Annotated in this window: 26 protein-coding genes; 15 read left to right on the top strand and 11 right to left on the bottom strand. The window is 62.8% G+C overall.

The annotated features are described in order from the left end of the window. Positions 1-68: 68 nt before the first annotated feature. Positions 69-1778, bottom strand: coding sequence for a HoxN/HupN/NixA family nickel/cobalt transporter (locus tag ABIB57_RS11190; RefSeq protein WP_354041355.1), 1710 nt, complete (start codon positions 1776-1778; stop codon positions 69-71). Positions 1779-1796: 18 nt separating this feature from the next. Beyond that, a complete protein-coding gene (locus ABIB57_RS11185) occupies positions 1797-2696 on the bottom strand; it encodes a LysR family transcriptional regulator (protein WP_354040808.1) in 900 nt (299 codons plus the stop codon). A gap of 147 nt (positions 2697-2843) precedes the next feature. Between ABIB57_RS11185 and ABIB57_RS11180 the strand changes: the two genes are divergently transcribed. Both ABIB57_RS11180 and ABIB57_RS11175 read left to right on the top strand, forming a co-directional pair. Next, positions 2844-3296, top strand: a complete 453-nt coding sequence (locus ABIB57_RS11180) for a winged helix DNA-binding protein (RefSeq protein WP_354040807.1) — start codon at positions 2844-2846, stop codon at positions 3294-3296. 100 nt (positions 3297-3396) lie between these two features. Then, a complete protein-coding gene (locus ABIB57_RS11175) occupies positions 3397-3858 on the top strand; it encodes an SH3 domain-containing protein (RefSeq protein ID WP_354040806.1) in 462 nt (153 codons plus the stop codon). Between the two features lie 40 nt (positions 3859-3898). Here the strand turns inward: ABIB57_RS11175 and ABIB57_RS11170 are convergent, their stop codons facing one another. Further along, entirely contained in the window at positions 3899-4339 is a 441-nt protein-coding gene (locus ABIB57_RS11170; protein WP_354040805.1) for a hypothetical protein, read from the bottom strand. A 128-nt stretch (positions 4340-4467) separates the two neighbouring features. On the opposite strand from ABIB57_RS11170, the gene ABIB57_RS11165 reads away from it, so the two are divergent. After that, a complete protein-coding gene (locus tag ABIB57_RS11165; protein ID WP_354040804.1) occupies positions 4468-5151 on the top strand; it encodes a pyridoxamine 5'-phosphate oxidase family protein in 684 nt (227 codons plus the stop codon). Between the two features lie 83 nt (positions 5152-5234). Here ABIB57_RS11165 and ABIB57_RS11160 read toward each other — a convergent pair whose 3' ends face one another. Continuing rightward, complete coding sequence (locus ABIB57_RS11160) at positions 5235-6158, bottom strand: DMT family transporter (protein ID WP_354040803.1); 924 nt, start codon at positions 6156-6158, stop codon at positions 5235-5237. 69 nt (positions 6159-6227) lie between these two features. Then, positions 6228-6566 carry a hypothetical protein gene (locus ABIB57_RS11155; protein WP_354040802.1) on the bottom strand — a complete coding sequence of 113 codons (339 nt, stop codon included), beginning with the start codon at positions 6564-6566 and terminating at the stop codon, positions 6228-6230. A gap of 221 nt (positions 6567-6787) precedes the next feature. On the opposite strand from ABIB57_RS11155, the gene ABIB57_RS11150 reads away from it, so the two are divergent. Both ABIB57_RS11150 and uvrC read left to right on the top strand, forming a co-directional pair. After that, a complete protein-coding gene (locus ABIB57_RS11150) occupies positions 6788-7570 on the top strand; it encodes an SDR family oxidoreductase (RefSeq protein ID WP_354040801.1) in 783 nt (260 codons plus the stop codon). After that, positions 7567-9444 carry an excinuclease ABC subunit UvrC gene (uvrC, locus tag ABIB57_RS11145; protein WP_354040800.1) on the top strand — a complete coding sequence of 626 codons (1878 nt, stop codon included), beginning with the start codon at positions 7567-7569 and terminating at the stop codon, positions 9442-9444. The genes ABIB57_RS11150 and uvrC overlap by 4 nt, the downstream gene beginning before the upstream one ends. A gap of 6 nt (positions 9445-9450) precedes the next feature. Here the strand turns inward: uvrC and ABIB57_RS11140 are convergent, their stop codons facing one another. After that, positions 9451-10533 (bottom strand): L,D-transpeptidase family protein, encoded by a 1083-nt coding sequence (locus ABIB57_RS11140; RefSeq protein WP_502914384.1) that lies wholly within the window; start codon positions 10531-10533, stop codon positions 9451-9453. Between the two features lie 353 nt (positions 10534-10886). Between ABIB57_RS11140 and ABIB57_RS11135 the strand changes: the two genes are divergently transcribed. From ABIB57_RS11135 to ABIB57_RS11115, 5 genes are all read left to right on the top strand, one after another. Continuing rightward, positions 10887-11960 (top strand): 3-deoxy-7-phosphoheptulonate synthase, encoded by a 1074-nt coding sequence (locus tag ABIB57_RS11135; protein ID WP_354040798.1) that lies wholly within the window; start codon positions 10887-10889, stop codon positions 11958-11960. A 234-nt stretch (positions 11961-12194) separates the two neighbouring features. Then, positions 12195-12761: a CDP-diacylglycerol--glycerol-3-phosphate 3-phosphatidyltransferase gene (pgsA, locus tag ABIB57_RS11130; protein WP_354040797.1), complete on the top strand. Its 567-nt coding sequence runs from the start codon at positions 12195-12197 to the stop codon at positions 12759-12761. Beyond that, positions 12758-13009 carry a MoaD/ThiS family protein gene (locus ABIB57_RS11125; protein WP_354040796.1) on the top strand — a complete coding sequence of 84 codons (252 nt, stop codon included), beginning with the start codon at positions 12758-12760 and terminating at the stop codon, positions 13007-13009. The genes pgsA and ABIB57_RS11125 overlap by 4 nt, the downstream gene beginning before the upstream one ends. Before the next feature lies 1 nt (position 13010). Continuing rightward, on the top strand, positions 13011-13460 hold the full coding sequence (locus tag ABIB57_RS11120) for a molybdenum cofactor biosynthesis protein MoaE (RefSeq protein WP_354040794.1): 450 nt from the start codon (positions 13011-13013) through the stop codon (positions 13458-13460). A gap of 57 nt (positions 13461-13517) precedes the next feature. Then, positions 13518-14453: a fatty acid desaturase family protein gene (locus tag ABIB57_RS11115; RefSeq protein WP_354040792.1), complete on the top strand. Its 936-nt coding sequence runs from the start codon at positions 13518-13520 to the stop codon at positions 14451-14453. A 55-nt stretch (positions 14454-14508) separates the two neighbouring features. On the opposite strand, the gene ABIB57_RS11110 is transcribed toward ABIB57_RS11115, so the two are convergent. Further along, a complete protein-coding gene (locus tag ABIB57_RS11110; RefSeq protein ID WP_354040790.1) occupies positions 14509-15399 on the bottom strand; it encodes a branched-chain amino acid aminotransferase in 891 nt (296 codons plus the stop codon). Positions 15400-15538: 139 nt separating this feature from the next. Here ABIB57_RS11110 and ABIB57_RS11105 point away from each other — a divergent pair, with 139 nt between their 5' ends. Both ABIB57_RS11105 and ABIB57_RS11100 read left to right on the top strand, forming a co-directional pair. Beyond that, positions 15539-16057 (top strand): MarR family winged helix-turn-helix transcriptional regulator, encoded by a 519-nt coding sequence (locus ABIB57_RS11105; protein ID WP_502914376.1) that lies wholly within the window; start codon positions 15539-15541, stop codon positions 16055-16057. Between the two features lie 183 nt (positions 16058-16240). Beyond that, a complete protein-coding gene (locus ABIB57_RS11100; protein ID WP_354040788.1) occupies positions 16241-16777 on the top strand; it encodes a hypothetical protein in 537 nt (178 codons plus the stop codon). On the opposite strand, the gene proC is transcribed toward ABIB57_RS11100, so the two are convergent. The 4 genes from proC to ABIB57_RS11080 form a co-directional block, all read right to left on the bottom strand. Beyond that, a complete protein-coding gene (gene proC / locus ABIB57_RS11095; RefSeq protein ID WP_354041351.1) occupies positions 16774-17565 on the bottom strand; it encodes a pyrroline-5-carboxylate reductase in 792 nt (263 codons plus the stop codon). The two genes, ABIB57_RS11100 and proC, sit on opposite strands and share 4 nt — an antisense overlap. Before the next feature lie 29 nt (positions 17566-17594). After that, the gene (locus ABIB57_RS11090) at positions 17595-18095 is read right to left on the bottom strand and encodes a type III secretion system chaperone family protein (RefSeq protein WP_299747129.1); all 501 of its coding nucleotides are present in this window, start codon (positions 18093-18095) and stop codon (positions 17595-17597) included. A 283-nt stretch (positions 18096-18378) separates the two neighbouring features. Then, positions 18379-19098 (bottom strand): metallophosphoesterase family protein, encoded by a 720-nt coding sequence (locus ABIB57_RS11085; RefSeq protein ID WP_354040786.1) that lies wholly within the window; start codon positions 19096-19098, stop codon positions 18379-18381. A gap of 2 nt (positions 19099-19100) precedes the next feature. After that, positions 19101-19352: an accessory factor UbiK family protein gene (locus ABIB57_RS11080; RefSeq protein WP_299732743.1), complete on the bottom strand. Its 252-nt coding sequence runs from the start codon at positions 19350-19352 to the stop codon at positions 19101-19103. A 90-nt stretch (positions 19353-19442) separates the two neighbouring features. Between ABIB57_RS11080 and lgt the strand changes: the two genes are divergently transcribed. Genes lgt through pgeF form a run of 3 tightly spaced genes read left to right on the top strand, consistent with a single transcriptional unit; the run spans position 19443 to position 22124 of the window. Beyond that, positions 19443-20288 carry a prolipoprotein diacylglyceryl transferase gene (lgt, locus tag ABIB57_RS11075; RefSeq protein WP_354040784.1) on the top strand — a complete coding sequence of 282 codons (846 nt, stop codon included), beginning with the start codon at positions 19443-19445 and terminating at the stop codon, positions 20286-20288. After that, positions 20278-21357 (top strand): class I SAM-dependent methyltransferase, encoded by a 1080-nt coding sequence (locus tag ABIB57_RS11070; RefSeq protein ID WP_354040783.1) that lies wholly within the window; start codon positions 20278-20280, stop codon positions 21355-21357. Before lgt ends, ABIB57_RS11070 begins: the two co-directional genes overlap by 11 nt. Then, complete coding sequence (gene pgeF, locus ABIB57_RS11065) at positions 21354-22124, top strand: peptidoglycan editing factor PgeF (protein WP_354040781.1); 771 nt, start codon at positions 21354-21356, stop codon at positions 22122-22124. Before ABIB57_RS11070 ends, pgeF begins: the two co-directional genes overlap by 4 nt. Positions 22125-22211: the final 87 nt, after the last annotated feature.

The following is a 22211-nucleotide window of genomic DNA, read 5'->3' as shown; positions in this document are numbered from 1 at the left end:
AATGTTCTAGGAATTTGGCCGCACCATAGCCGCTCCCGCCCCAATCGCAAGGCGGCGATGGGTCGCGCTTACAGACTGGCGATCACCAGCAGCACGCCGAACGCCAGCACCCCGAAGGCACCGAGCAGTTCGGCCCACCACACCAGCGCGCCCATAACCGGATTGTCCACGCCGCCGATCCGCTGTGCCAGCCCCTTGGCGGTGACCGCGATGGTGGCCAGTACAGCTACGGTGATCGCCGTACCTGCGCCCATCAGGAACACGGCCAGGATACCCGCGGGCAACAGACCTTGCGACAGCGCGAAGGCGAGCACCACCAGCGCCCCCGAACAAGGCCTCAACCCAACAGCGAAAACGACGCCAATCTGCTCGCGCCAACTTCCGGTCGCAGCGCTGGGCGGCACGATATGCATGTGATCGTGATGGTCATGCCCGGCTTCAGCCGCATGCTGGTGCGGATGATGATGCTCATGGTCATGATGATCGTGATCGTGCGCCCCATGATGATGATGGTGCTCGTGCTCGTCATGCAAATGTCCGCGCGCCTTTGCCGCCATATCGTCAGGCGCATGGTGATGCCCGTGGCCAATATTGAACAGCTTGCGCACCACCAGCCACAGTCCGAGCAGTGCCACCATGCCGTAGGAGATGATGCCGATCCAGTTGGCGGCAACATCCATCGCCATGCTGGTCATGCCCAATATGCTCGCCGCGATCAGCACAAATCCGACCGCCACTGCCGATTGGATCATCGCCGAAATCACGCTCAGCGTGATACCGCGCCGCACCTGCGTTTCGTTGGCCAGCATGTAGGACGAGATCACCACCTTGCCGTGCCCAGGCCCGGCGGCATGGATGATGCCGTACAAAAAGCTCAGTCCGCCCAGCAGCCAGAACGCGGTCCAATCGGTCTTGAGCGAAGCCAAAGCCTGATTCATCGCCTGGTAGAATTCGCGCTGCTGCGTCTGCAGCCACACGGTGAAGCCGTTGTGCGGCAGGTTCAGCCCCGGCTCCTTGGGCGGCCCACCGAATGGCAATGCGGGCGAATGCGCCTGGGCCTGGGCGACCTGGTTGACCGCGTCGAGCGCCGAAACCGGCGCCGCGGGCGCAACGCCATTGCACGTGATGACGATCATGCCCTGCGTGCCGCGCATCGCGGCGGCGAGGTCGGGCGGCAATTCCATCACGTCCGGCCCCAGCGAGAACAGTCGGTCCTGCAATGCCTGGCTCATCTCCTTGGGCGGGTCGAGCGTCACCCCGCAGCCAGCCGGCGCATTCTCCAGCACCACGTCGCTGGCAGCCGCAAAGCTGATAGCGACGTAATATTCGGGGTCATAAACGCCCAGCTCGAACCGGTTGGCCATTGGCTGCGGATTGGTCACGGTCAGCCCATAGGTGAGCGTCGTTCGGCCGTTCTCATAAACAAAGCGCTGATCGCCATCCGGGGTGAATTTCAGCGGATTATCCTGCGTGCCCGCATAGGTGTAAAAACCGTATTCGGTCAGGCCTTTGAGATTGTCGTCCGCCAGCGGCTGCAATTCCTCAGGGCTGGTTTCGCGGTCGCCATTAGTATCGAGCCCCTGCACCACCCACGACGAAAAGGCCTCGTCAAAGGTCCAGTTGTGCTTGAGTCCCACAACGGCTCCGGCATCGTTGAACACCACCGTGACCTTGGCATCGATGAAAATATGGGGATGGGCCGCAGCCGGCAAAACCAGCGCCAGGGCGATGACGCAAAGCGCCAAAAGCCGCGCCGCTGCACAACGTCCAAACTGCATGATCGCCAACGACTACCCCTAGGATATTGGGTGCGTGGCGAACCAGTCGACCAGGTGATCGATCAATGCGCGCACCTTGCCGGCGAGATGCCGACGGTGCGGATAAACCGCCTGCAGCGTCTGCCCGGTGGGCACAAAATCGGTCAAGACCGGCACGAGTTCACCCGACGCTACTTTCGGATCAGCCAGGTAGGATGGCAATGCGGCAAAGCCAAGGCCCATGATGGCCGCCTGGCGGGCCGCCAGGGGCGAATTGACTCGCACCGGTCCGGTCACCGGCACCGATACGGTCTTGCCATCCTCGAAGAACCGCCAATTCGCCTGCCCCTGCAGATTGGTATCGACGATACACGGAAGATTGCGCAAATCTTCAGGATGCTTGGGCACGCCATGCACCTCAAGCAGCGATGGCGCTGCGCCGATAAACAGGTGCATGTCGGCGATCTTGCGGGCGATCAGCGAACTGTCGGCCATGGTCGAAATCCGCAGCGCCACGTCGATGCCTTCATCCACCAGGTCGACATAGCGATCCTCCAGCCGCAGATCGAGCGTCACCTTGGGATATTTGGCCAGGTAGGCGAAAATCGCTGGCGCCAGCGTATCCTCGCCAAAATTGCGCGGCGCCGAGACCCGCAGCAGCCCGCGCGGCTCCGAGGTCTGGTCGGTGATGGTGGCGTCCAGATCGTCCAATTGCTGCAGCAGCGAGCTGGATTCGCGATAATAGGCCTCGCCCGCCTCGGTCAGGCTCAGCTTGCGCGTCGTCCGGTTCATCAACCGCACGCCGAGATAGTCCTCGAGATCGGTGACATATTTGCTGAGCAGCGCCTTGGAGCGCCCATGCTGGCGCGCCGCCGCCGAAAAGCCGCCGGAGTCAAAGACTTGCACGAAGGCGCGGATGCGCGCGAGGTCTTGGGTCATTGCCCTACTCCGGCCTGTCGGCGATTGCGGTGCCAATCCGGCGATCCGTTTCGGCATGCACCGACGCATAACTCATCTGCGCCCGGTGAACAATAACGGGGCTTGGTCGTGCCACGATTAACGATAGACTGGATGGCAGATCGACGCATGCCCGGAGTTCAGACTATTTTCCCGCCTATGTCTCGACCCTCGTCCCGATCATCGCTTTACCGGCTCATCGAGGCCGGCCAATTGGCGCATCAGGCCCTCCTGGTGCCCCTGCGCGAGCGCGGATTGGAGCCGGGCGATGACGCCGTGCTGTTCGAGCTGGCCCGTTCGGGCACCACCGAGACGGCGCTCGCCGCACAACTGGGCCTGCCGCAGGACGCGCTCGATGCCCGGCTCGCACGCCTGATCGGCCGCGAACTGGTCGGTCGCCAGGCTGTGGGTCCGGAGTTGGCGCCCGGTCTGGCCCTCACCGAACGCGGCGTGCGCATCCGCAACGCCCTGGCCGATCACTGGACCCAGCTCGAAGAGGCGCTGATGGGCGAGCTCAAGCCCAAGCACCGCAAGAAATTCGCCGGCACCCTCAAACGTTTCGTCGAACTGCTGCGTTTATAGCGCGTGCCAAGATGACCGGACCATTCAGGTTCGGTTCAGGCAAGAGGCCGTTATGTAGGTCCACGGGCGATGAACGCCCCCTGAGTAAGGAGTTCAGAACATGGCTTTGAACAGGAAAATACTTGCTGCCGGGCTTGCCGCTTTGGCACTGCTGGGCACCAGCATTGCCGCCTCTGCGGCTCCTGCCTTCGTCACCGGCAACGTCAATGTGCGCTCCGGTCCCGGCACCGGCTATTATGCCATCGACACCATTCGCCGCGGCGAACAGGTCGACGTGCAATATTGCCAAGGCAGCTGGTGCTTTGTCGAAAAGCGCGGTCCCGACGGCTGGGTTTCGGCCAGCTATCTCGATCGCGGCCGCCCCAACCGTCCGAGTCGCCCCGATTGGGGCAATAACGGCCCAGGCTGGGGGAATGGTCCCGGCTGGGGTAACGGCCCAGGTCGCCCCGACTGGGGCAATAACGGTCCGGGTTGGGGCAATGGTCCCCATCGTCCCCGTCCGCGTGACAACGGCAGCGTCTGCTTCAACGGGCCTGACGGTTACGTCTGCCTCGGCAACTAACTAGAATTAAGCGCCGCCCTTCGGGGCGGCGCTTTCTAATTCATTCCACCTTGATGCGTTCGATATCGATGCCCTGCTTTTCCAGCGGCGCCCGCATTTGCCGCGTCAGAAATTCGTTGAGCCCGTAGATCACCACCGCCGCGACGACCGCCGCAATGGCGAAGCCGCGAATGCCGTCCTGCGTCGCCGCCACAATGGCCGCGAAAGTGCCCACACCCGCCACGCCCAGCAGCGTCCACGCCTTGCGCTCGCCGGCGATGCGCAGATTGCGCGCGCCCATATGCAGCAGATCGCGCAATTCGCTGTCGCTCATCGACACCAAAGCGCGGTTGCTGCGCTCGCGCCTGATCGTCTCGATATAGGCGTCGACCCGCCGCAAGGTCAGCGATTCGCGTTCATCGGTGCGCTTGCCGCGCGTAAACAGCGTCCAGCCGCCGCCAACCAGCAATAGCACTAGCGCCAGTTCAATCAGCCAGGCCATTTTCCACGCCCCCTCGATCCATGCCGATGACATGCCCCTCAACGGCGCGCAGTTCAAGACCACGCGCCACGCAACCGTGCGGCGCCATGGCTCGTTGTGTTGCCAAGAAACGCGAAAGGATTGTCGCCATGGCCAGCACGGCTGCCACCACCGAGACCAAATCCACTACCCCCGCCCCGCGCACACCACCGGCCAAACAGGCCAAGCCCAAGGCTGCGGCAACCAAGGCTGCACCCGCTAGAAAGCCGGTGGCCAAGAGTTCCTCCACAACCAAGGCCGCTAAACCCGCCATCACCGCCAAGCCTAAACCCAAGGCCAACGGGACCGCCCACCATGCCCATGGCGAGCATGTCGATCGCATCTGGGAACTCGCCAAGCGAATCGGCGTTTGCATGTTCGTCACCTGGGACGGCGAGCGCCAGCGCAGCCGGCCATTGCAGGCCAATGTCGACCGCGACGAACACGCCATCTATTTCCTGACCGACGTCGATGGCCACAAGGACGATCAGGTGGAAAATTTCCCAATCGTCACCCTGGCCTTCGCCGATATTCCACATTCCAAATATGTGTCGATCACCGGCAAGGGCACGGTCCTTAATGACCGCGCCAAGATCAAGGAACTCTGGTCGCCCTTCGCTCAAGCCTGGTGGGACAATGCTGATGATCCAGCCATCCGCGTTATCAAGGTCGCGCCGCAGGATGCCGAACTCTGGGACAGCCCCGGCCGCGTCGTCACCGCCATTTCGATGCTCGCCGCCGCAGTCACCCGCCGCTCCCCCAAGATCGGCGAGAACGCCAAGGTCAAGCTCTGAGCGAACCTCTGGGGTTCGCTGCGGCAGTCGCGGCCACTCTCAAGCTTCCCTCCCCATATGGGGGAGGGATCGACGTTGGGGTCCTACCCGTCCCGCCCAACGGCCGCCTCATCAACGACATCTACCCGCTTCATCCGCTCGCGCGCCATCACCACGAGGCCTGCCGCAACGATGATCCCCGCCCCGATCAGCGATACCCCGTCGATCAGATGCCCGAACACGGCGGCGCTGAGCACGATCGCCCAAGGCAGCGAGAAGTAGTTGAACGGCTGCAGCACGCTGGCGGGCGCCATCGACAGCGCCACCGTCATCAGCCCATGGGCCACCGAGGTGGTGCCCATTACGACCACTGCCATCGCCACGCTTTTCCAGTCCATCGGCTGCCAGAAAAACACCCCGACGGCGCTCGACATCGCCAGCCCGATCAATGCGGCATAGGCCATGCTGGTCGGCGCAGGATCAACCGCGCTCACCCGCCGCGTGATGACGATGTAGAGCGCGTAAAGCGTCGATGACGCGACAGCGAAGCCCACGCCCCAATCCAGCGCCAGCCCGCCCGGCCGTACGATCACCATGGCGCCCGCAAAGCCCACCACCACCGCCACAAGCCGAAACACCCCGACCTTTTCGCCCAGCACCGGAATGGCGAACAGCGTCACCAGCAGCGGATAGATCAGCGAGATCGATTGCAGCTCAGCCAGCGGCACTGTGCGCAGCGCCAGCGCGAACAGCCAGATATCGCCCATCAGCAATACGCCGCGCATCACCTGCAGGAGCGGCGCCTTCGAGGCCAGGGCCTGGCGCAACGGCGCCTGCCGCATCACCACAATCAGTGCGAACAGGGCAAAGCCCCAATAGCGCATCATGGTGATCTGGAATGGCGAATAGTCCTGCACCAGCAGCTTGGCAACCGCGTCCTGCACGCCAAAAACGCCAATGGTGATTAGGGTGAGGAGGATGGCGCGAGCGACATTGTCGCCGCGGGTCGCGACTAGTGGAGTGGTCATGGACAATGCTGGATATGAGGAAAACGGCGCCCCGCGCCGAACCGGCGGGGACGCCATGCACTAGCTCAATTACGAGGCCTTCGCCATGCTCGACTTGATGGCGCCGACGATTGCCGTCAGGATACCGCCGCCAACCAGACCCGTCACGGCCTGCCCAGCCAGGGCGCCGCCATTCAGTCCGCCAGCCGCGGCCGTTGTGCCATCCGCCGCAGCGGTGCTGGCCATGCCGACCAGCCCATCCAGGCCCGGAATCTTGGTCGCGAGCCACGTGGCCGCCAAGCCACCGATCGCCCCGGCGATAGAATTACCCACTGGCCCGAGATTGAGCGACTTGATCACCTGCCCGATGACGTTGCCGCCGGCCCCGCCGGCAATCAACTGCACCAGAAGTGGTACGATAGCTTCCATCTCAACATTCTCCCCAAAATGTCCCGCGCAGCCTCCCCGCCGGGCGGTAACAACAAGGTGAGGCTACGCCTGATTCATGCGTAACAAAAGGACAGAGCCACTGCCTAAGTTGGGCTACTGACAGCCCTTGTCCAAGCCCTGGCATTCCCTATCTGTGCACAGCGTTGATGCGTGCAGCCAAAGCAGCTTATGGTCCGCTGCCTGTTCCAACCTGATCGACCATGACGAATCATACCGAGCCATCACCAAACCAATCCGTCGCCCTTGTCACCGGCGCCAGCGACCGCATTGGCGCAGCCATCGCCACGCGCCTGGCCAACGCCGGCCACGCCGTGATCATCCACTACCGCTCCGACGCCGAGGGCGCGCGCGCGGTGCGCTCCAAAATCGTCAAGGCCGGCGGCAGGGCAGCTATCGTCAAGGCCGACCTGGCCCGACGCAGCCAGCGCGCCAGCCTGATGGAGCGCGCCGCCAAGCCGTTCGGCGCGCTCACGGTTCTGGTCAACAACGCCTCGGTGTTTGACCCCGACAGCGCCCGCGACCTCGACGAAGCCCTGTGGGACCAGCACTTCGCCGTCCACGCCGAGGCTCCCATCTTCCTCGCCCGCGACTTCGCCGCCCAGCTTCCCACAGGCGCGCAGGGCAACATCGTCAACATCGTCGACGAGCGCGTGCTGCATCTGTCGCCCGCTTATTTCAGCTACACGCTGTCCAAATCAGTGCTGTGGACCGCCACGCGTACGCTTGCCCAGTCACTGGCCCCCGATATCCGCGTCAACGCCATCGGTCCCGGCCCCGTCCTGCCCCATTCGCGGCAGGATCAGGCCGCCTTCGACAAGCATGTCGCCACCCTGCCCCTGCAGCGCCATGCCGGCCCCGACGAGATCGCCACCGGCGTCATGATGTTGCTGCAAATGCCGTCGATGACCGGCCAGATGCTGGCGCTCGACGGCGGCCAGCACCTCGACTATGCGGCACGCCGCGGACCGACACCACGATCATGACCGACACATCCCCGCCCAGCGGCCACGAGGTCATCAAAGCCCTCGTTCGCACCCTGCCCACTTCCCCCGGCGTCTATCGCATGATCGATGCCGCCGGCGAGGTGATGTATGTCGGCAAGGCGCGCAACCTCAAGGCGCGCGTCACCAATTACACACGCCCCGAAGCGCTCGAAATCCGCCTGCAACGCATGATCGCCGCCACGGTGACCATGGAGTTCGTGCGGACGGAGACCGAGTCCGAAGCACTGCTGCTCGAAGCCAATCTGATCAAGCGGCTGAAGCCCCGCTTCAACGTTTTGCTGCGCGACGACAAGAGCTTCCCCTATATCCTGATCGCCACCGATCACCCCGCCCCCGAACTGCTCAAGCACCGGGGCACCCGCCGCCGGCCGGGCCATTATTTTGGCCCCTTCGCGTCGGTCACCGCCGTCAACCGCACCATTGCCAGCCTGCAAAAGGCCTTCCTGCTGCGCAACTGCTCAGACAGCTTTTACGCCGCCCGCACCCGCCCCTGCCTGCAACACCAGATCAAGCGCTGCTCGGCCCCTTGCACCGGCGAAATCTCCACCGAAGGCTATGCCGAACTGGTCAACGAGGCTCGCGAGTTTCTGAGCGGCCGCTCGCAGGGCGTGCGCGACCATATGCAAAAGGACATGAACGAGGCCGCCGAACAGCTCGATTTCGAGCGTGCCGCTCTCCTCCGCGACCGTCTCGGCGCCCTTGCGCTAATCCAGTCGCAGGGCGACGCCACTGCCAAATCGGTGGAAGAGGCGGACGTCTTCGCCATTCACCATGAAGGCGGCCAGTTCTGCGTCCAGGTGTTCTTCTTCCGCGCCTTCCAGAATTGGGGCAACTACGCCTATCGCCCGCGCGCCGACTCGTCGCTCTCTGACGCCGAAGTGCTCGAAGCCTTTATCGGCCAGTTCTACGAAAGCCGCACCCCGCCGCGCCTGGTGCTGATCAGCCACGAATTGTCTGAACATGACCTGATGGAAGAGGCGCTGTCCTCGCGCGCCGACCGCCGCGTCTATGTCGAAGTGCCCAAGCGCGGCGAAAAGCGCGATCTGGTCAACCATGCCCTCAACAATGCCCGCGAGGCCCTGGGCCGCCAGCTCGCCGAAGGCGCCACCAATCGTACCCTGCTCGAAGGTGTCGCCGAATGCTTCGGGCTGGACGAGCCGCCGCGCCGCATCGAAATCTACGATAACTCGCACATTTCCGGCACCAATGCTGTCGGCGCCATGGTGGTGGCGGGCGAAGAAGGGTTCTCGAAAAAGCACTACCGCACTTTCAACATCAAATCCGACATTTCCGCCGGCGACGATTTTGGCATGATGCGCGAAGTGCTGACGCGCCGCTTCACCCGGCTCGCCAATGAAAACGACGAAGAGGCCGAAGACGAAGGAGGTGGCATGCCCGAATGGCCCGACGTCGTCTTCATAGACGGCGGCGCCGGCCAAATGAGCGCCGTGCGCGGCGTCATCGCCGAAATGAACCTGCAAAAGGAAGTCACCTTCATCGGCATCGCCAAGGGCGAAGAACGCGATGCCGGCCGCGAAAAATTCTTCATGGAAGGCCGCGAGGCCTTCATGCTGCCCCATCGCGACCCGGTGCTCTATTACGTCCAGCGCCTGCGCGACGAAGCCCACCGCTTCGCCATCGGCACCCACCGCGCCAAGCGCAAGAAGGACGCTGTCGCCAATCCTCTAGACGAAATCGAGGGCATCGGCCCCACCCGCAAGCGGGCCCTGCTCAACCATTTCGGCTCCGCCAAGGCCACCGGACGCGCCTCGCTGCAAGACCTCGCTGCGGTGCCCGGCATTTCCGGCGCCATGGCGCAACTGATCTACGACCATTTCAACAAGGGCGGTTGAGCTGCCCTAAATAAAGGTCACGACCACGCCCGCCTGGACCATCCCCGCCAGCTCATCGGCATCCCAATTGGTCAGCCTGATGCAGCCATGCGAGCCGGTCTTGTCGATCAGGGATGGCTCAGGCGTGCCGTGAATGCCGAAGGTCGGCTTGGACAGCGCGATCCACATCGAGCCTACCGGCCCGTTTGGCCCCGGCGGAATCGTCAGTACGCCAGTATTCTCGCCCTGCTGGAAATTGATCTTCGGATTATAGGTATAGTTCGGCATCGGCGTCACCGAGACGACCGTATAAGTGCCGCTGGGCGAAGGATTATCCTCGCTGCCGATCGTCGCCGGATACGCCGCCAGCATGACGCCGTTGGCATCGAAAGCCCGCACCTGCCGCAGCGTCTTGTCGGCATCGATCCTTGCCACGACGCCGGTACGGTTCGCGCCGGTGATCACCGCCGCAATGGTTTCTCCGGCGGTGAACTGCGCACTCGGGTTCAGCGCCTTGAGGAAGTCGATATCCATATGGAAGCGCTCGGCCAATTCCTCGGCGATGCTTGAATAACCCAGAAATGCCATCTGCGCCTTTTCGGCGTAATCGACCGGCGTGGGGGCAGTCAGCGCCGAACCATCTTCAGGCGTGATGGTGTAGGCGCCGATCACCGCCTGCCTGGTGTCGAGCCGCGTAACAACCTCGGCGGTCAATATGCCATCGACCGGCAGCCCTGCCATAATCTGAAACGCAGCGACGGCCTTGACCAGATTGTCGCCATCAAAACCGTCGATAACTCCCGGCGACGCACCCGCCTGATCCAAGAGAATTTGCAGCTTGGCAATTGCCGGATTGGCCACCACCTTCGGCGGCGCGACCGGTTCCGCCACTGCAGTTGGGTCGACGACTTCCGGGGCAACCGGCGCGGCGACCGGCATCGCCCGCTCCGCCACGTAGGCCTGCAAATCGGCGGCATTGACCGCGTCCCCGGTCAGCGGCACAGCCGTCTCGATCGGAATCCGGATGAACGGTCGCTCGCTCTGAGCCATGACAGGTCCGGCGACGAGGCAGAGGCTGAGCGACAAAACGGCGAAACTGGCGAACTTGATCATGGAATACTCTTTGGTTATTCACCAAAGTTGCGCCGGGGGCGCTTGGTTGCCTGGCCTGACATGGAAACGCGCACACGTTTCGTTCATGGTAAAATTTGTCTAAACTTTTAGGCAATCGTCCCGGAGTAAATCTCCCTCGTGACAATCATCCGGCGCCGCGCTATACGTCCACGCATGATCCGTTCCGCCGCCACATTCTCGTTTTGGTATTTTAGCTATCCGAGGCTGGTGGAGGCAGGGACGCGCTTGATCTAAACTCAAGTACACAAAAAACCCAAAAAGCCGCCGCCAGCTCACCCTGGCGGCTTTTTTTATGCCGCCGGCTGGTCCCGATCCCCGAGGAGACTACCGTGCTGAAAACCACCGACGACCTGCGCATAATTGAAATCACCGAACTCACCACCCCCATCGAGGTGATGCGCCAGCATCCCCGCACCGACGCGGCCACCCGCACCGTGCTGAGCGCCCGCCACGCCTTTCACTCCATCCTGCATGGCCAGGACGATCGCCTCGCCGTCATCGTCGGCCCCTGCTCGATCCACGATCCTGCCGCCGCCATCGACTACGCCAAGCGCCTTGCCGCCCTGCGCGAACAGCTCGGCGACCGCCTCGAAATCATCATGCGCGTCTATTTCGAGAAGCCCCGGACGACCGTCGGCTGGAAGGGCCTGATCAACGATCCCAATCTCGATGGCAGCTTCCACATCGATCAGGGCCTGCACATCGCGCGCAGCCTGCTGCTTGAGGTCAACAATCTCGGCCTGCCTGCCGCCTGCGAATTCCTCGATATGACCACCCCGCAATACATCGCCGATCTCGTGAGCTGGGCCGCCATTGGGGCGCGCACCACGGAGTCGCAGATTCACCGCGAACTGTCCTCGGGTCTCTCCTGCCCGGTCGGTTTCAAAAACGGCACTGACGGCAATGTGCGCATCGCATTGGACGCTGTCGCCTCCGCCGGCCAGCCGCATCATTTCATGGCGGTGACCAAGAATGGCCGCTCCGCCATTGCCTCCACCACCGGCAATGACGATTGCCACATCATCCTGCGCGGCGGCAAAACCGCCAATTACGACGCCGCCAGCGTCAATGATGCCTGCGCCGAAGCCATCAAATCCAGCCAGGCTCCGGTGCTGATGATCGACGCGAGCCACGCCAATTCCTCCAAGAAGCCCGAAAACCAACCCCTGGTCCTCGCCGACATCGGCGCCCAACTCGCCGCGGGCGACCGCCGCATCATCGGCGTCATGCTGGAATCCAACCTCGTCGCCGGCCGGCAGAATCTCGTCCCCGGCCAGGACCTGGTCTATGGCCAGTCCATCACCGACGGCTGCATCGATTGGGACACCACGGTGACGGTACTGCAGGATTTGGCGGATGCTATCACGGCACGGCGGGCTGCGACAAACCAGGCAGTGGCTTAGCTAAGCTGGATCTATCAGTCTGCCGCCCTCCCCCTTCTGGGGAGGGAAGCGAGATAGGACTTAGCTTCAGCTAAGTCCGTACATCGAGCAGGGTGGGGGTATGGTCCCGCAAGCTCGGTGCCTGCGAGACCCTCACCCTTGATCCCTCCCCTATCAAGGGGGAGCGTGACGACTTCAAGTTCGGCGGTACAAGCACCCTTGACCCCCTCTCCCCATTCCTGTTGTCTCCCGCCCATGGCCCAATCTCCGCTGACGCAGATTCCAAACCTCATCACCATCGCCCGCATCCTGGCGATCGTGCCTATCATCGCCCTGGTGATGACCGGCGATACCAACCTGCGCCTGATTGCCCTGATCCTCTACATTCTCGCCGCCGCCAGCGACTGGCTCGATGGCTATCTGGCGCGCAAGTGGAACCAGACCTCCCCGCTCGGCCGCATGCTCGACCCCATCGCCGACAAGTTGTTGGTCGGCCTGCTGATCGCCGCCCTCGCCTGGGACGGCAGCCTGTCCGCCCTCGATATGATCCCCGTCCTCGCCATCCTGTTCCGCGAATTCTTCATCTCGGGCCTGCGCGAATTCCTCGGCAATACCAAGGTCGTGCTCAAGGTCACCCAATTGGCCAAGTGGAAAACGACGGTCCAGCTCGTCGCCCTCGCCATCATCCTGCTCGAACGCATCGTGCCCGGTCTGGGGCTGCTCAGCGACATCGTGCTCTGGCTCGCTGGCATCCTGACGGTGTGGACCGGCGCGCAATATCTCCTCGCCTCCTGGCCGCACCTGTCGGGCGATGCCAAGTGAAAGTCCTCTACTTCGCCTGGCTGCGCGAGCGGCTGAACATGAGTGAGGAAGACATCGCCTTCCCCCCTGAAGTGATCACCACCGGCGACGTTATCGCCTATCTGGCCGCCCGCGACGAAGCCGGTTCCCTGGCATTCGAGCGGCCGGCGATCTTCAAGACCGCGCTCGATGCCCGGATCGTGCCCCACGCCACGCCCATAGCCGGTGCAAAAGTCATCGCCCTGCTCCCACCCATGACCGGAGGCTGACATGGATATCCGCGTCTCCGAAACCCCGTTCGATCCGGGTGCCGAAAGCAATGCTTTCCTCGACCGCGGTAAGGCCGCCGGCGCCGCTGTGACCTTTACCGGCCTCGTCCGCTCGCTCCCCGATGATCCCATCATCGCCCTGACGCTGGAATGTTACCCGGAACTGGCCATCCGCCAGCTCACCGCCATTGCCGCCGAGGCAGTGACGCGCTTTGCGCTGGCCGATATCACCGTGATCCATCGCTATGGCCGCATGCTGCCCGGCGAACCCATCGTGCAGGTCATGGCCCTCTCGGCCCACCGCCAGGCTGCCTTCGACGGTGCCCAGATGGTCATGGACTACCTCAAGACCGACGCGCCGTTCTGGAAGAAGGAAACCACCGCCACCGGCGAGCATTGGGTCGAAGCCAAATCCGCCGATGACAGTGCAAAGGCCCGCTGGGGGGCCTGACGCAGTGGTGCGTCCCGGCCTCAAATGATAGTGTACCCTCCTCATGCGGAGGGCAGCATGTCGGAAAGCTACATCGATTCCCCCACCATCAAGCGCCTCTCGGTGCTGACACCCTGGCGCACCGCCGTGGCCATCGCCTTCGATTGGGCCGTGATAATTGCCGCAATCGCCATCAGCCAATGGGCCGGCAATATCCTGGTTTACTTGGCTGCAGTTGCGGTCATCGGCGGCCGCATGCACGGCTTCGGCGTGCTGCTGCACGAGTTCGCCCATTATCGCTTCATCGACAAGCGCAAGGAGCTCAGTGACTGGGTTTGCGACCTCGTCCTGAGCTGGCCGATTTTGACCACCATTGGCGCCTATCGCCGCAACCACTTGGCCCATCATCGCTATACCAACACCGACAAGGACCCCGATTGGGTCATCAAGCTGGGCAGCAAGAAGTTCATCTTTCCGCAAAGCTGGCAGCACGGCGTTCTCACGATGCTGAGCTATCTGCTGGTGATTGGCTCCATCATCGACGTGTTCAGCATCGCTCGCCGCCTCGGCGCGCTAGAACAGCAGCCATTATCTTACCGCCTGGCACGCCTTGGCTTCTACATCGCCTGGGCAATGATCTTCACCCTCACCGGCACCTGGATGGGCTTCCTGCTCTATTGGCTCGTGCCCTATCTTACGACCTTCTTCCTGCTCATGCACATCCGCAGTGTCGCCGAGCATTTCGGCAGCATGGACTACAGCCACGAACTGGGCAGCACCCGCAGTGTCATGCCGTTCTTCTGGGAGCGCGCGTTCTTCGCCCCGCACAACGTGAACTACCACCTTGAGCACCACCTCTATCCGAGCGTGCCGTTTTACAATCTACCGACACTGCACCGGGCCCTGATGCAAAATCCCGCCTATGTCGCCCGTGCCCACAACACGCGCGGCTATACGGTCGGGCTGGTGCGCGAGACCCTCGCTGGCGCCCAGCCAGCGCCGATCAAAGCCTGACCCCAAAACGAAAAACCCCGCCACATGGGCGGGGTTGGTCTCGATTTCTGCGGTCTTATTCCGCTGCCGCCAGCTTGGGCTGAACCTCGGCCGTATAAGCGTCGATCAGGGTCCGGCAGGCTTCAGCTGGCTTGAACCGGTATTCGCCGATTTCGGAAACCGGGGTGACCTCCGCGGCCGTGCCGGTCAGGAAGCACTCATCGAAATTGCTCAGCTCTTCCGGCTTCATGTGCCGCTCGGTGACCGTATAGCCATTGCGGCGCGCCAGATCGATCAGCGTCTGCCGCGTGATGCCGTTGAGGAAGCAATCCGGGGTCGGCGTAACGATGTCCTTCCCCTTGATGAAGAACACATTGGCGCCGGTCGCCTCTGCGACATAGCCGCGATAGTCCAGCATCAGCGCATCCGCATAGCCATTGGCCATCGCCGCGTCCTTGGAGAGCGTGCAGATCATATAAAGACCCGCGGCCTTGGCCGAGGACGGAATGGTCTCCGGCGACGGACGCTTCCACTTGCTCCATTCCAGCCGAATGCCCTTGAGGCGTTCTTCGATGGTGAAATAGCTGGGCCACACCCAGGCGGCGATCGCCAGATGAACCGTGTTATTGCGCGCCGGCACGCTCAGCTCTTCCGAACCGCGCCATGCGACGGGGCGGATATAACCGTCGGTCAGGCCATTCTTGGCCAGCACGTCGCGGCAGGCCTGGTCGATCTGGTCGGCCGAATACGGAATGGTGAAATCGAGCGTCTTGCCCGATTGAATCAACCGGTTGGTATGCTCGCGCAGCTTGAAAATCTCGCCGCCATACGCGCGTTCGCCTTCGAAGACGCTGCTGGCATAATGCAGACCATGCGTCAGCACGTGGATTTTTGCATCTTTCCACGGCACAAATTCGCCATCAAACCAGATCCAGCCTTCACGCTGGTCCATGGGCACGCCAGCCATGAGATCCTCTTTCAAATATTAAAAATTGGCTTCGCCTTGAGCGCAAGCCCGATTGCGCCGATCATGCATCAGCCCCAAGCCCTTGGCAAACCTCAACGGCTTTGGGATAAGAAACATTGGCGTTCCCGATAGGAAGACAATGGCAGCGAACCAAAACAATGTCAACAAGGCTGACATAAATATTGACGTATCGCTGACTGCCGCCATGCCGCTCGACGTCATGGGCCTGTTCTTTTTTGCCTATCGCGATTTCGTCGGCGATGCCGATGCTTTGCTGGAGCGGCAAGGGTTTGGACGCGCGCACCACCGGGTGCTGTATTTCGTCAACCTGCGGCCAGGCATGCCGGTGGCCGACCTGCTCGATATCCTCAAGATCACCAAGCAGAGCCTGGCTCGCGTGCTGCGGCAATTGATCGACAACGGCTATATCGAGCAAAAGACCGGCCACAATGACCGGCGTCAACGCCTGCTGCACGCCACCGAAAAGGGCAAGCAGTTTTTTGCTGTTTTGTCGGAAACCCAAGCCAACCGGATCGATGCCGCCATCGCCAGCCTCCCCCCGGATTCCGGACGGATCGTTCGCCGCTTCATGGTCGGGATGGTTGAGCCAGGCGACCGCGCGGTCCTCGACCGGCTCAACCTCACCGACGGTCTTTAGCCCGCATCATCAAGAAACGGGATACGCGACGCCGATCGCGCTCAAATAGCCGGCCTGCATGACGGGCCTGCCGTCCAGCACCAGAATGTTGGCTGGCGGCCAAATTCTCCCGCTTGAGTGGCATACGCACATATGCCTAGTATTCCTTGGGGACGTCTCTATCGACGTTACGGGGATTTCTGGATGTTATTGGACCAGGACGCTGCCGATTTGCGGCCACCGGCTAATCTTCGACGCCGTCTGGACCATGCTGAGCAGACGGTTACCGCCGGGCTGGTCAATAATGGCCGCGAACAGTTCGTACTGGCGGCGCTGGAATACCAATCGATCCTGGCAGATCCGGATTTCGATGCAAGCGATGCCTATTATTCTGAAATTCAAGCCAGCCTGGGCGCGTTGTTCTGCTTGATTGCCCAGACCGAACAGCCGGGTCCAAAACGCCTCAATTATCTGGCGCGAGCGCAGTCCCTGCTGGGCAAGGCACTCGATCGCTGCCAAAAAACCGTTAAGCCGCTGGCTTGGGCGCGAACGCGCGCCAATCTGTCCATTGTCATGCTGACCCAATATGAGCAGACCAATGCGTCCGAGGACCTGTTCACGGGCCTGATGACCATCGATGGCGTCGCGGAGGTTTTTGCCCAAGCCGGCGATTTCGAAGCCGAAGGCTGGGTGCACAGCATCGCCCAGCAGCTTGATCACTTGCGCAGCGCGCGCCGCTAAGCCTGTCCCAGTTCTTCGCTGCGTTGCCGCGCTGCCGCCACCGCACGCGCCATCAAGGGCGTCAATCCGTCCTCGCCCATCAACACGGCCAGCGCTGCGGCCGTCGTGCCGTTCGGCGAGGTCACATTCTGGCGCAGGGTGGCTGCCGGTGCCGGATCGGCCTCCATCAGCGCCGCCGAACCGATCACTGTCTGTCTCGCCAGGCGCATGGCGACGGCAGGCGATAACCCCTGCTGTTCGCCCGCCGCGGCCAAAGCCTCAACGAGATTGAACACATAGGCCGGACCCGATCCCGAAACCGCGGTCACCGCATCCAGATCACTTTCGGCTTCGAACCACACCACCTGCCCGGCAGCAGCCAACAGCGCGTCAGCGGCCAATCGGTCATTGCCCTCGACACCCGCTCCCGCGACTGCGCCGGTAATGCCTTTGCCAATTTGCGCCGGTGTGTTCGGCATGGTGCGCACGATACGATCAGTGTCCAACCCGCGCTGCAACCGCGCGATATTGATGCCCGCAGCGATGGAAACGACCAGCGTCTGCGGCCCGATTGCGGGCTGCAACGACGTCATGACCGCATCGATGATCTGCGGCTTGACCGCCAGCACCAGCACATTCGGTCGCAGCCCAACGGCCTCGGCATAAAGCTGCAGCCCATAATCCTCGGCAAGTTGCTTGGCGGCCTCGCCAGCCATCGGATCGACCAGGATCAGATTGCTGCTCGCCAGCCCGGCATCGAGCCAGCCCTGCGCCAGCGCCAGCCCCATCTTGCCGGCGCCCACCAGCATGACCGGGCCGATAGTGGCAAGCGATACGCTCACGCTTCGCCTACGGTTTCGAACATCACATGGCTCAGCGCATCGGCCGCCGTCTTGCCCGCCCACACCACGAACTGGAACGCCTGGTAATAGAGGTCGCAACTGTCGGTGGCTGAGCGAAGCAGCGCCTCGCATTGCTGCGGCGACACCTCCGCCCCACCGGTCAGCAGGTGCGAATTGCGGAACAGCACCACGCCTTCCTTGTTCCAGATGTCGAAATGGCCGATCCACAACTGCTCGTTGATCAGCGAGATCAACTGCTTGATTTCACCGCGCCGCCCTTCGGGCACCTTGAGGTCGAACGCGCAGGCGATATGCAGCGATTCAAGGTCCTGCATCCAGTTGAACGAGACGTGATAGTCGCTCCAGCCCCCGCGCACCGAAATCGAAATCTCGTCGGCGTCCTGACGCTCAAAAGTCCAGTCGTTGATCGAAGCGATATGCTCGATGATGTCCACCGGGTGAACGATGCGATCGGGCTCGACCTGAAGCAGAGACATAAACGTTTCCTGGCTTGGCAACGCGTGAAGGGGCGGCCACGTGGGCCGGAAAAGTACTCAGGTTCACTGGCCGCACGCACTTTAGGCTTACGAATCGTCCTGATGATTTGACCCTACACCGCCCCACTGATTCAGGGGACGACCGGTCCGTCAGGGACGGCAATCTCTTGTGGATGATCGGACCGCTATCGTTAACAACTCGTTAACACCCGCCAGCCACAGGGACTTTGCGCCCGAGTGTGTCCGTGGCGCATCGGCGACGGCGCAGCCGGCATGAAATGCCTCAGAACATGCCTTCCGGGCCAGCCCACCCGGTCGTGATCGCCTCGACCCAACTGGCAAACCCGTTTGCGCGCGCCTGCTCGGCCGCAGCTTCGGTATCGTACGGCACAACATTGATCCGGCTCAGCCATCGCCCCTGGCGCCGCTCCAGCAGCCCATAGCGCGCATCGGGCGAGCCATGAACCAGTTGCAGCCCGACGCTGCCCGGATTGAAAATCAGCCGACCGTCCCGCAACCGCACCGACCGCGCCATATGAGTGTGACCGCACAACAGCACCGGATAGTCTATCCCGTCGGCGTGGGCCGCGACGCTGGCTTCGCTCGGCAGCGTCGTCACGCGGTCATGCCAGAAATTGTCCAGCCACGCGGTTTCGTCGCTATGCGGCGTGCCGTGGCAAAGGAAAACCTCGCCGCCCCACACAGCCGTCGCCGGCAAGTCCGCAAGCCAGCTCTTCTGCCCGGCGCTCAACTGAGCCGCCGCAAACTGATCGACCCGGTCGGCCTGCCGGTCCGTTGCAATCACCCAGCGATCGTGATTGCCCCGGATCACCGGGCCATCCAGCGCCATCAGCCGATCCGCCGCCCCCGCGGGATCGAGCGGCCCACTGACATGGTCACCCAGGCAAACGATCCCATCGACGCCTTGCAACGCAATATCGGCCAGCACAGCGTCGAGCGCCAGCCGGTTACCATGCACGTCCGAGATAACGGCCAGCCGCACTCTTATTTAGTCTTGGGCTTGGCGCTCAGCGCCGCGATTTCCTTGCGCAACGCATCGATTTCTTCGCCCTGCACCTGCACCAACTCGCGCAGCGCGTCAAAGTCCTCGCGCTTGACCAGGTCCATGTCGGCAACGAAACGCTGGGCCTGCGACTTGACCGCAGTTTCCACTTCGCGGCGCACACCGCCCGCAACGCCGGCGGCCTCGTTCATCACCCGGCCGATATCGTCGAAAATCCTGCTGCTCTGTGCCATGGCGTTCGCCTCTCGTCTGGTTCTGCTGAACTGCTTCGCCCAGATATGTAGGCGAGCCGCACCGACTTGACCAGAGCGGGCGAAGCGGCAATGGTCCGGCCAATCACCGCGGAGCCGACCTTGCAATTCCCCAATATCGACCCGATTGCGTTTTCCGTCGGCCCGCTGGCCGTCCGCTGGTATGCCCTGGGCTACCTGTTCGGCACCGGCCTCGGCGCGCTATACGCCCGCGGCCTGCTCGCCCGCCGCTCGCTCTGGGCCGATAATGCGCCCCCGTTCAAGCCAGAGGAAATCTGGGACTTTGCCTTCTGGACCATGCTGTCGATCGTTATCGGCGGGCGCATCGGCTATGTGCTGTTTTACAATCTGCCGATGTATCTGGCCAATCCGCTCGAGATCATCAACACGCTCGATGGCGGCATGTCCTTCCATGGCGGCGCTATCGGCCTGATGCTGGCGGCCATTCTGTTCACCAGCTCCAAGGGCGGCAATTGGCTGTCCTCGCTGGACATGATTGCCGCGGTCAGCACAATCGGCATCTTCCTCGTCCGCATCGCCAATTTCATCAATGCCGAGCTTTACGGCGCGCCCACCACCCTGCCCTGGGGCGTGGTTTTCCCCACCGATCCCCAGCAAGTCCCGCGCCATCCCAGCCAGCTCTACGAGGCCGCGCTCGAAGGCCTGCTGCTGTTCCTCATCATCCGTATCGCCACCCACGTCTTCTTCGCCCTGCGCAGGCCCGGCCTCGTCGCCGGCATTTTCGGCATTGGCTACGGCTTGGCACGCATTGCCGTCGAGTTCGTCCGCCTCCCCGACGTGCAGATCGGCTACCTCTATGGTGGGTGGCTCACCATGGGCATGGTCCTGTCCGTCCCCTTCGTCGCCGGCGGCCTTGCCCTCGTCGCCTATGCCATGCGGTCCCGCCGTGCCCGATAGTCAGAGCCTTCCCGAACTCATCGACATGCAGATCCGCACCACCGGCCCGATGTCGGTCGCGACCTATATGGGCCTGTCCCTCACACACCCCCACAAGGGCTATTACAAAGGCGCCGACCCGCTTGGCGCCAAGGGCGATTTCATCACCGCGCCCGAAATCTCCCAGATGTTCGGCGAACTGCTCGGCTTCTTCTTCGTCAATCTGTGGCAGCAGATGGGCCAGCCGAAAGAGTTCACCCTGCTCGAACTCGGCCCCGGCCGCGGCACGCTGATGGCTGATATGCTGCGCGTCGCCTGCCGCGCCGAGGGCTTTCGCGACGCGCTTGGCTTGCGCCTGTTCGAAACCAACCCGTCCCTGATGGCCGAACAGAATGCACGCCTCGAAGCCTATGATCCCAAATGGATCGACGGCTTCGACAAGGTCGGCCCCGGCCCGCTGCTGGTTGTCGCCAACGAATTCTTCGATGCCCTGCCGATCCGCCAGTTCGTCCGCACCGATCAGGGCTGGCACGAACGGATGGTCGGCCTCATCGACGGCAAGCGTGCTTTCGGCCTCTCCCCCACGCCGCTGCCGCCCAGCGTGATGCCGGACGCCGTCGCCGATGCGCCACCCAACTCAATCTATGAAGTCGCCTTTGCCGGCTCCGAAGTCATGACGCGTCTCGCCGGCACCATCTCCACCCAGGGCGGCGCCATCCTCGCCATCGACTACGGCTATGCCACGACCCAAACCGGCGAAACCCTGCAAGGCGTCCGCCGCCACGCCTATGCGGACGTCCTCGAATCCCCCGGCGACACCGATCTCTCCGCCCATGTCGACTTCGACGCCCTCGGCATCGCCGCCAAAAAGGCCGGCCTCGCTGTCCAGCCGCTTGTATCGCAAGGCCGGTTCCTCGACCGTCTCGGCCTTGGCGACCGCGCCAAGGCTCTCAGCGTCGCCAATCCAGGCTCCGCCGCCGATGTCGCCGCCGCCCGCAAGCGCCTCGCCGCCCCCGATCAGATGGGCACCTTGTTCAAGGCCTTCTGCGCCGCCAGCCCCGGCCTGGTTCCACCGGCCTTCTCCGCATGAGCGCGCCGTTCGAAACCAGCCCGATGCTCGCGGCCCTGCCAGGCATCCATCACGGTTTCTTCGGCCGCAATGGTGGCAAATCCACCGGTGCGTTCGCCAGCAACAACATGTCGATCAGCCTGGGCGATGATCCCGAGACGGTCGCCTTCAACCGCCGGCACGCCGCAGCTGCTCTGGGCTATGTCCGCCCCAATCTCTGCCTCGTCAAACAAACCCATTCCAGCATCGTCCGCATCCTCACCGAGCAGCCCAATGAGGACGTCGCGGTCGAAGCCGACGCCATGGTCACCAACCTGACCACCATAAGCCTCGGCATCCTCACCGCCGACTGCACCCCGATACTCTTCGCCGATCCCGATGCCGGCATTATTGCCGCCGCCCATGCCGGCTGGCGCGGCGCGGTCGATGGCATCATCGGCAACACAGTTCAGGCCATGGTCCAGCTCGGCGCGCAGCCCGGGCGCATCACCGCCGCCTTCGGCCCCACCGTGACCGCCCCCAATTACGAAGTCGGCGAGCAGTTCCGCGCCGATTTCCTCAAGCTCCACTCCGCCGGCGAACGCTTCTTCGTCACCCCGCCCGGTGGCAAGCCGCATTTCGACTTGCCGGCTTTCGTCACCGAACAGCTCAATCAATCCGGGGTCGATTCTGTCGATCGCGTCGGCTCCTGCACCTATGGCTCGCCGGACCGCTATTTCTCCCACCGCTATGCCACCCACCAGGGCACCACAACCGGCCGACAAATCTCGATTATCGGCCGCGCATAGGCCTTATTCACCTCTCATCCATTTGTCACATTGCGTACCCGCAACGCACGGGCTAAAGAACCCACGAAACTGGTAACTCCCGCTCAA

This window comes from Devosia sp. UYZn731 (assembly GCF_040546795.1).
In the GTDB taxonomy this organism is placed as follows: Bacteria; Pseudomonadota; Alphaproteobacteria; order Rhizobiales; family Devosiaceae; genus Devosia.
The sequence above is the reverse complement of the archived record's forward strand: the minus strand, read 5'-3'. Positions and strand labels throughout refer to the sequence as shown.

Excerpts from the sequence above, each read along its gene's own strand:
- ABIB57_RS11190 (WP_354041355.1), bottom strand. The coding sequence starts at position 1,778 with ATGCAGTTTGGACGTTGTGCAGCGGCGCGGCTTTTGGCGCTTTGCGTC.
- ABIB57_RS11185 (WP_354040808.1), bottom strand. The coding sequence starts at position 2,696 with ATGACCCAAGACCTCGCGCGCATCCGCGCCTTCGTGCAAGTCTTTGAC.
- ABIB57_RS11180 (WP_354040807.1), top strand. The coding sequence starts at position 2,844 with ATGCCCGGAGTTCAGACTATTTTCCCGCCTATGTCTCGACCCTCGTCC.
- ABIB57_RS11175 (WP_354040806.1), top strand. The coding sequence starts at position 3,397 with ATGGCTTTGAACAGGAAAATACTTGCTGCCGGGCTTGCCGCTTTGGCA.
- ABIB57_RS11170 (WP_354040805.1), bottom strand. The coding sequence starts at position 4,339 with ATGGCCTGGCTGATTGAACTGGCGCTAGTGCTATTGCTGGTTGGCGGC.
- ABIB57_RS11165 (WP_354040804.1), top strand. The coding sequence starts at position 4,468 with ATGGCCAGCACGGCTGCCACCACCGAGACCAAATCCACTACCCCCGCC.
- ABIB57_RS11160 (WP_354040803.1), bottom strand. The coding sequence starts at position 6,158 with ATGACCACTCCACTAGTCGCGACCCGCGGCGACAATGTCGCTCGCGCC.
- ABIB57_RS11155 (WP_354040802.1), bottom strand. The coding sequence starts at position 6,566 with ATGGAAGCTATCGTACCACTTCTGGTGCAGTTGATTGCCGGCGGGGCC.
- ABIB57_RS11150 (WP_354040801.1), top strand. The coding sequence starts at position 6,788 with ATGACGAATCATACCGAGCCATCACCAAACCAATCCGTCGCCCTTGTC.
- uvrC (WP_354040800.1), top strand. The coding sequence starts at position 7,567 with ATGACCGACACATCCCCGCCCAGCGGCCACGAGGTCATCAAAGCCCTC.
- pgsA (WP_354040797.1), top strand. The coding sequence starts at position 12,195 with ATGGCCCAATCTCCGCTGACGCAGATTCCAAACCTCATCACCATCGCC.
- ABIB57_RS11120 (WP_354040794.1), top strand. The coding sequence starts at position 13,011 with ATGGATATCCGCGTCTCCGAAACCCCGTTCGATCCGGGTGCCGAAAGC.
- ABIB57_RS11115 (WP_354040792.1), top strand. The coding sequence starts at position 13,518 with ATGTCGGAAAGCTACATCGATTCCCCCACCATCAAGCGCCTCTCGGTG.
- ABIB57_RS11110 (WP_354040790.1), bottom strand. The coding sequence starts at position 15,399 with ATGGCTGGCGTGCCCATGGACCAGCGTGAAGGCTGGATCTGGTTTGAT.
- ABIB57_RS11105 (WP_502914376.1), top strand. The coding sequence starts at position 15,539 with ATGGCAGCGAACCAAAACAATGTCAACAAGGCTGACATAAATATTGAC.
- ABIB57_RS11100 (WP_354040788.1), top strand. The coding sequence starts at position 16,241 with ATGTTATTGGACCAGGACGCTGCCGATTTGCGGCCACCGGCTAATCTT.
- proC (WP_354041351.1), bottom strand. The coding sequence starts at position 17,565 with ATGCTGGTGGGCGCCGGCAAGATGGGGCTGGCGCTGGCGCAGGGCTGG.
- ABIB57_RS11090 (WP_299747129.1), bottom strand. The coding sequence starts at position 18,095 with ATGTCTCTGCTTCAGGTCGAGCCCGATCGCATCGTTCACCCGGTGGAC.
- ABIB57_RS11080 (WP_299732743.1), bottom strand. The coding sequence starts at position 19,352 with ATGGCACAGAGCAGCAGGATTTTCGACGATATCGGCCGGGTGATGAAC.
- lgt (WP_354040784.1), top strand. The coding sequence starts at position 19,443 with ATGGTCCGGCCAATCACCGCGGAGCCGACCTTGCAATTCCCCAATATC.
- pgeF (WP_354040781.1), top strand. The coding sequence starts at position 21,354 with ATGAGCGCGCCGTTCGAAACCAGCCCGATGCTCGCGGCCCTGCCAGGC.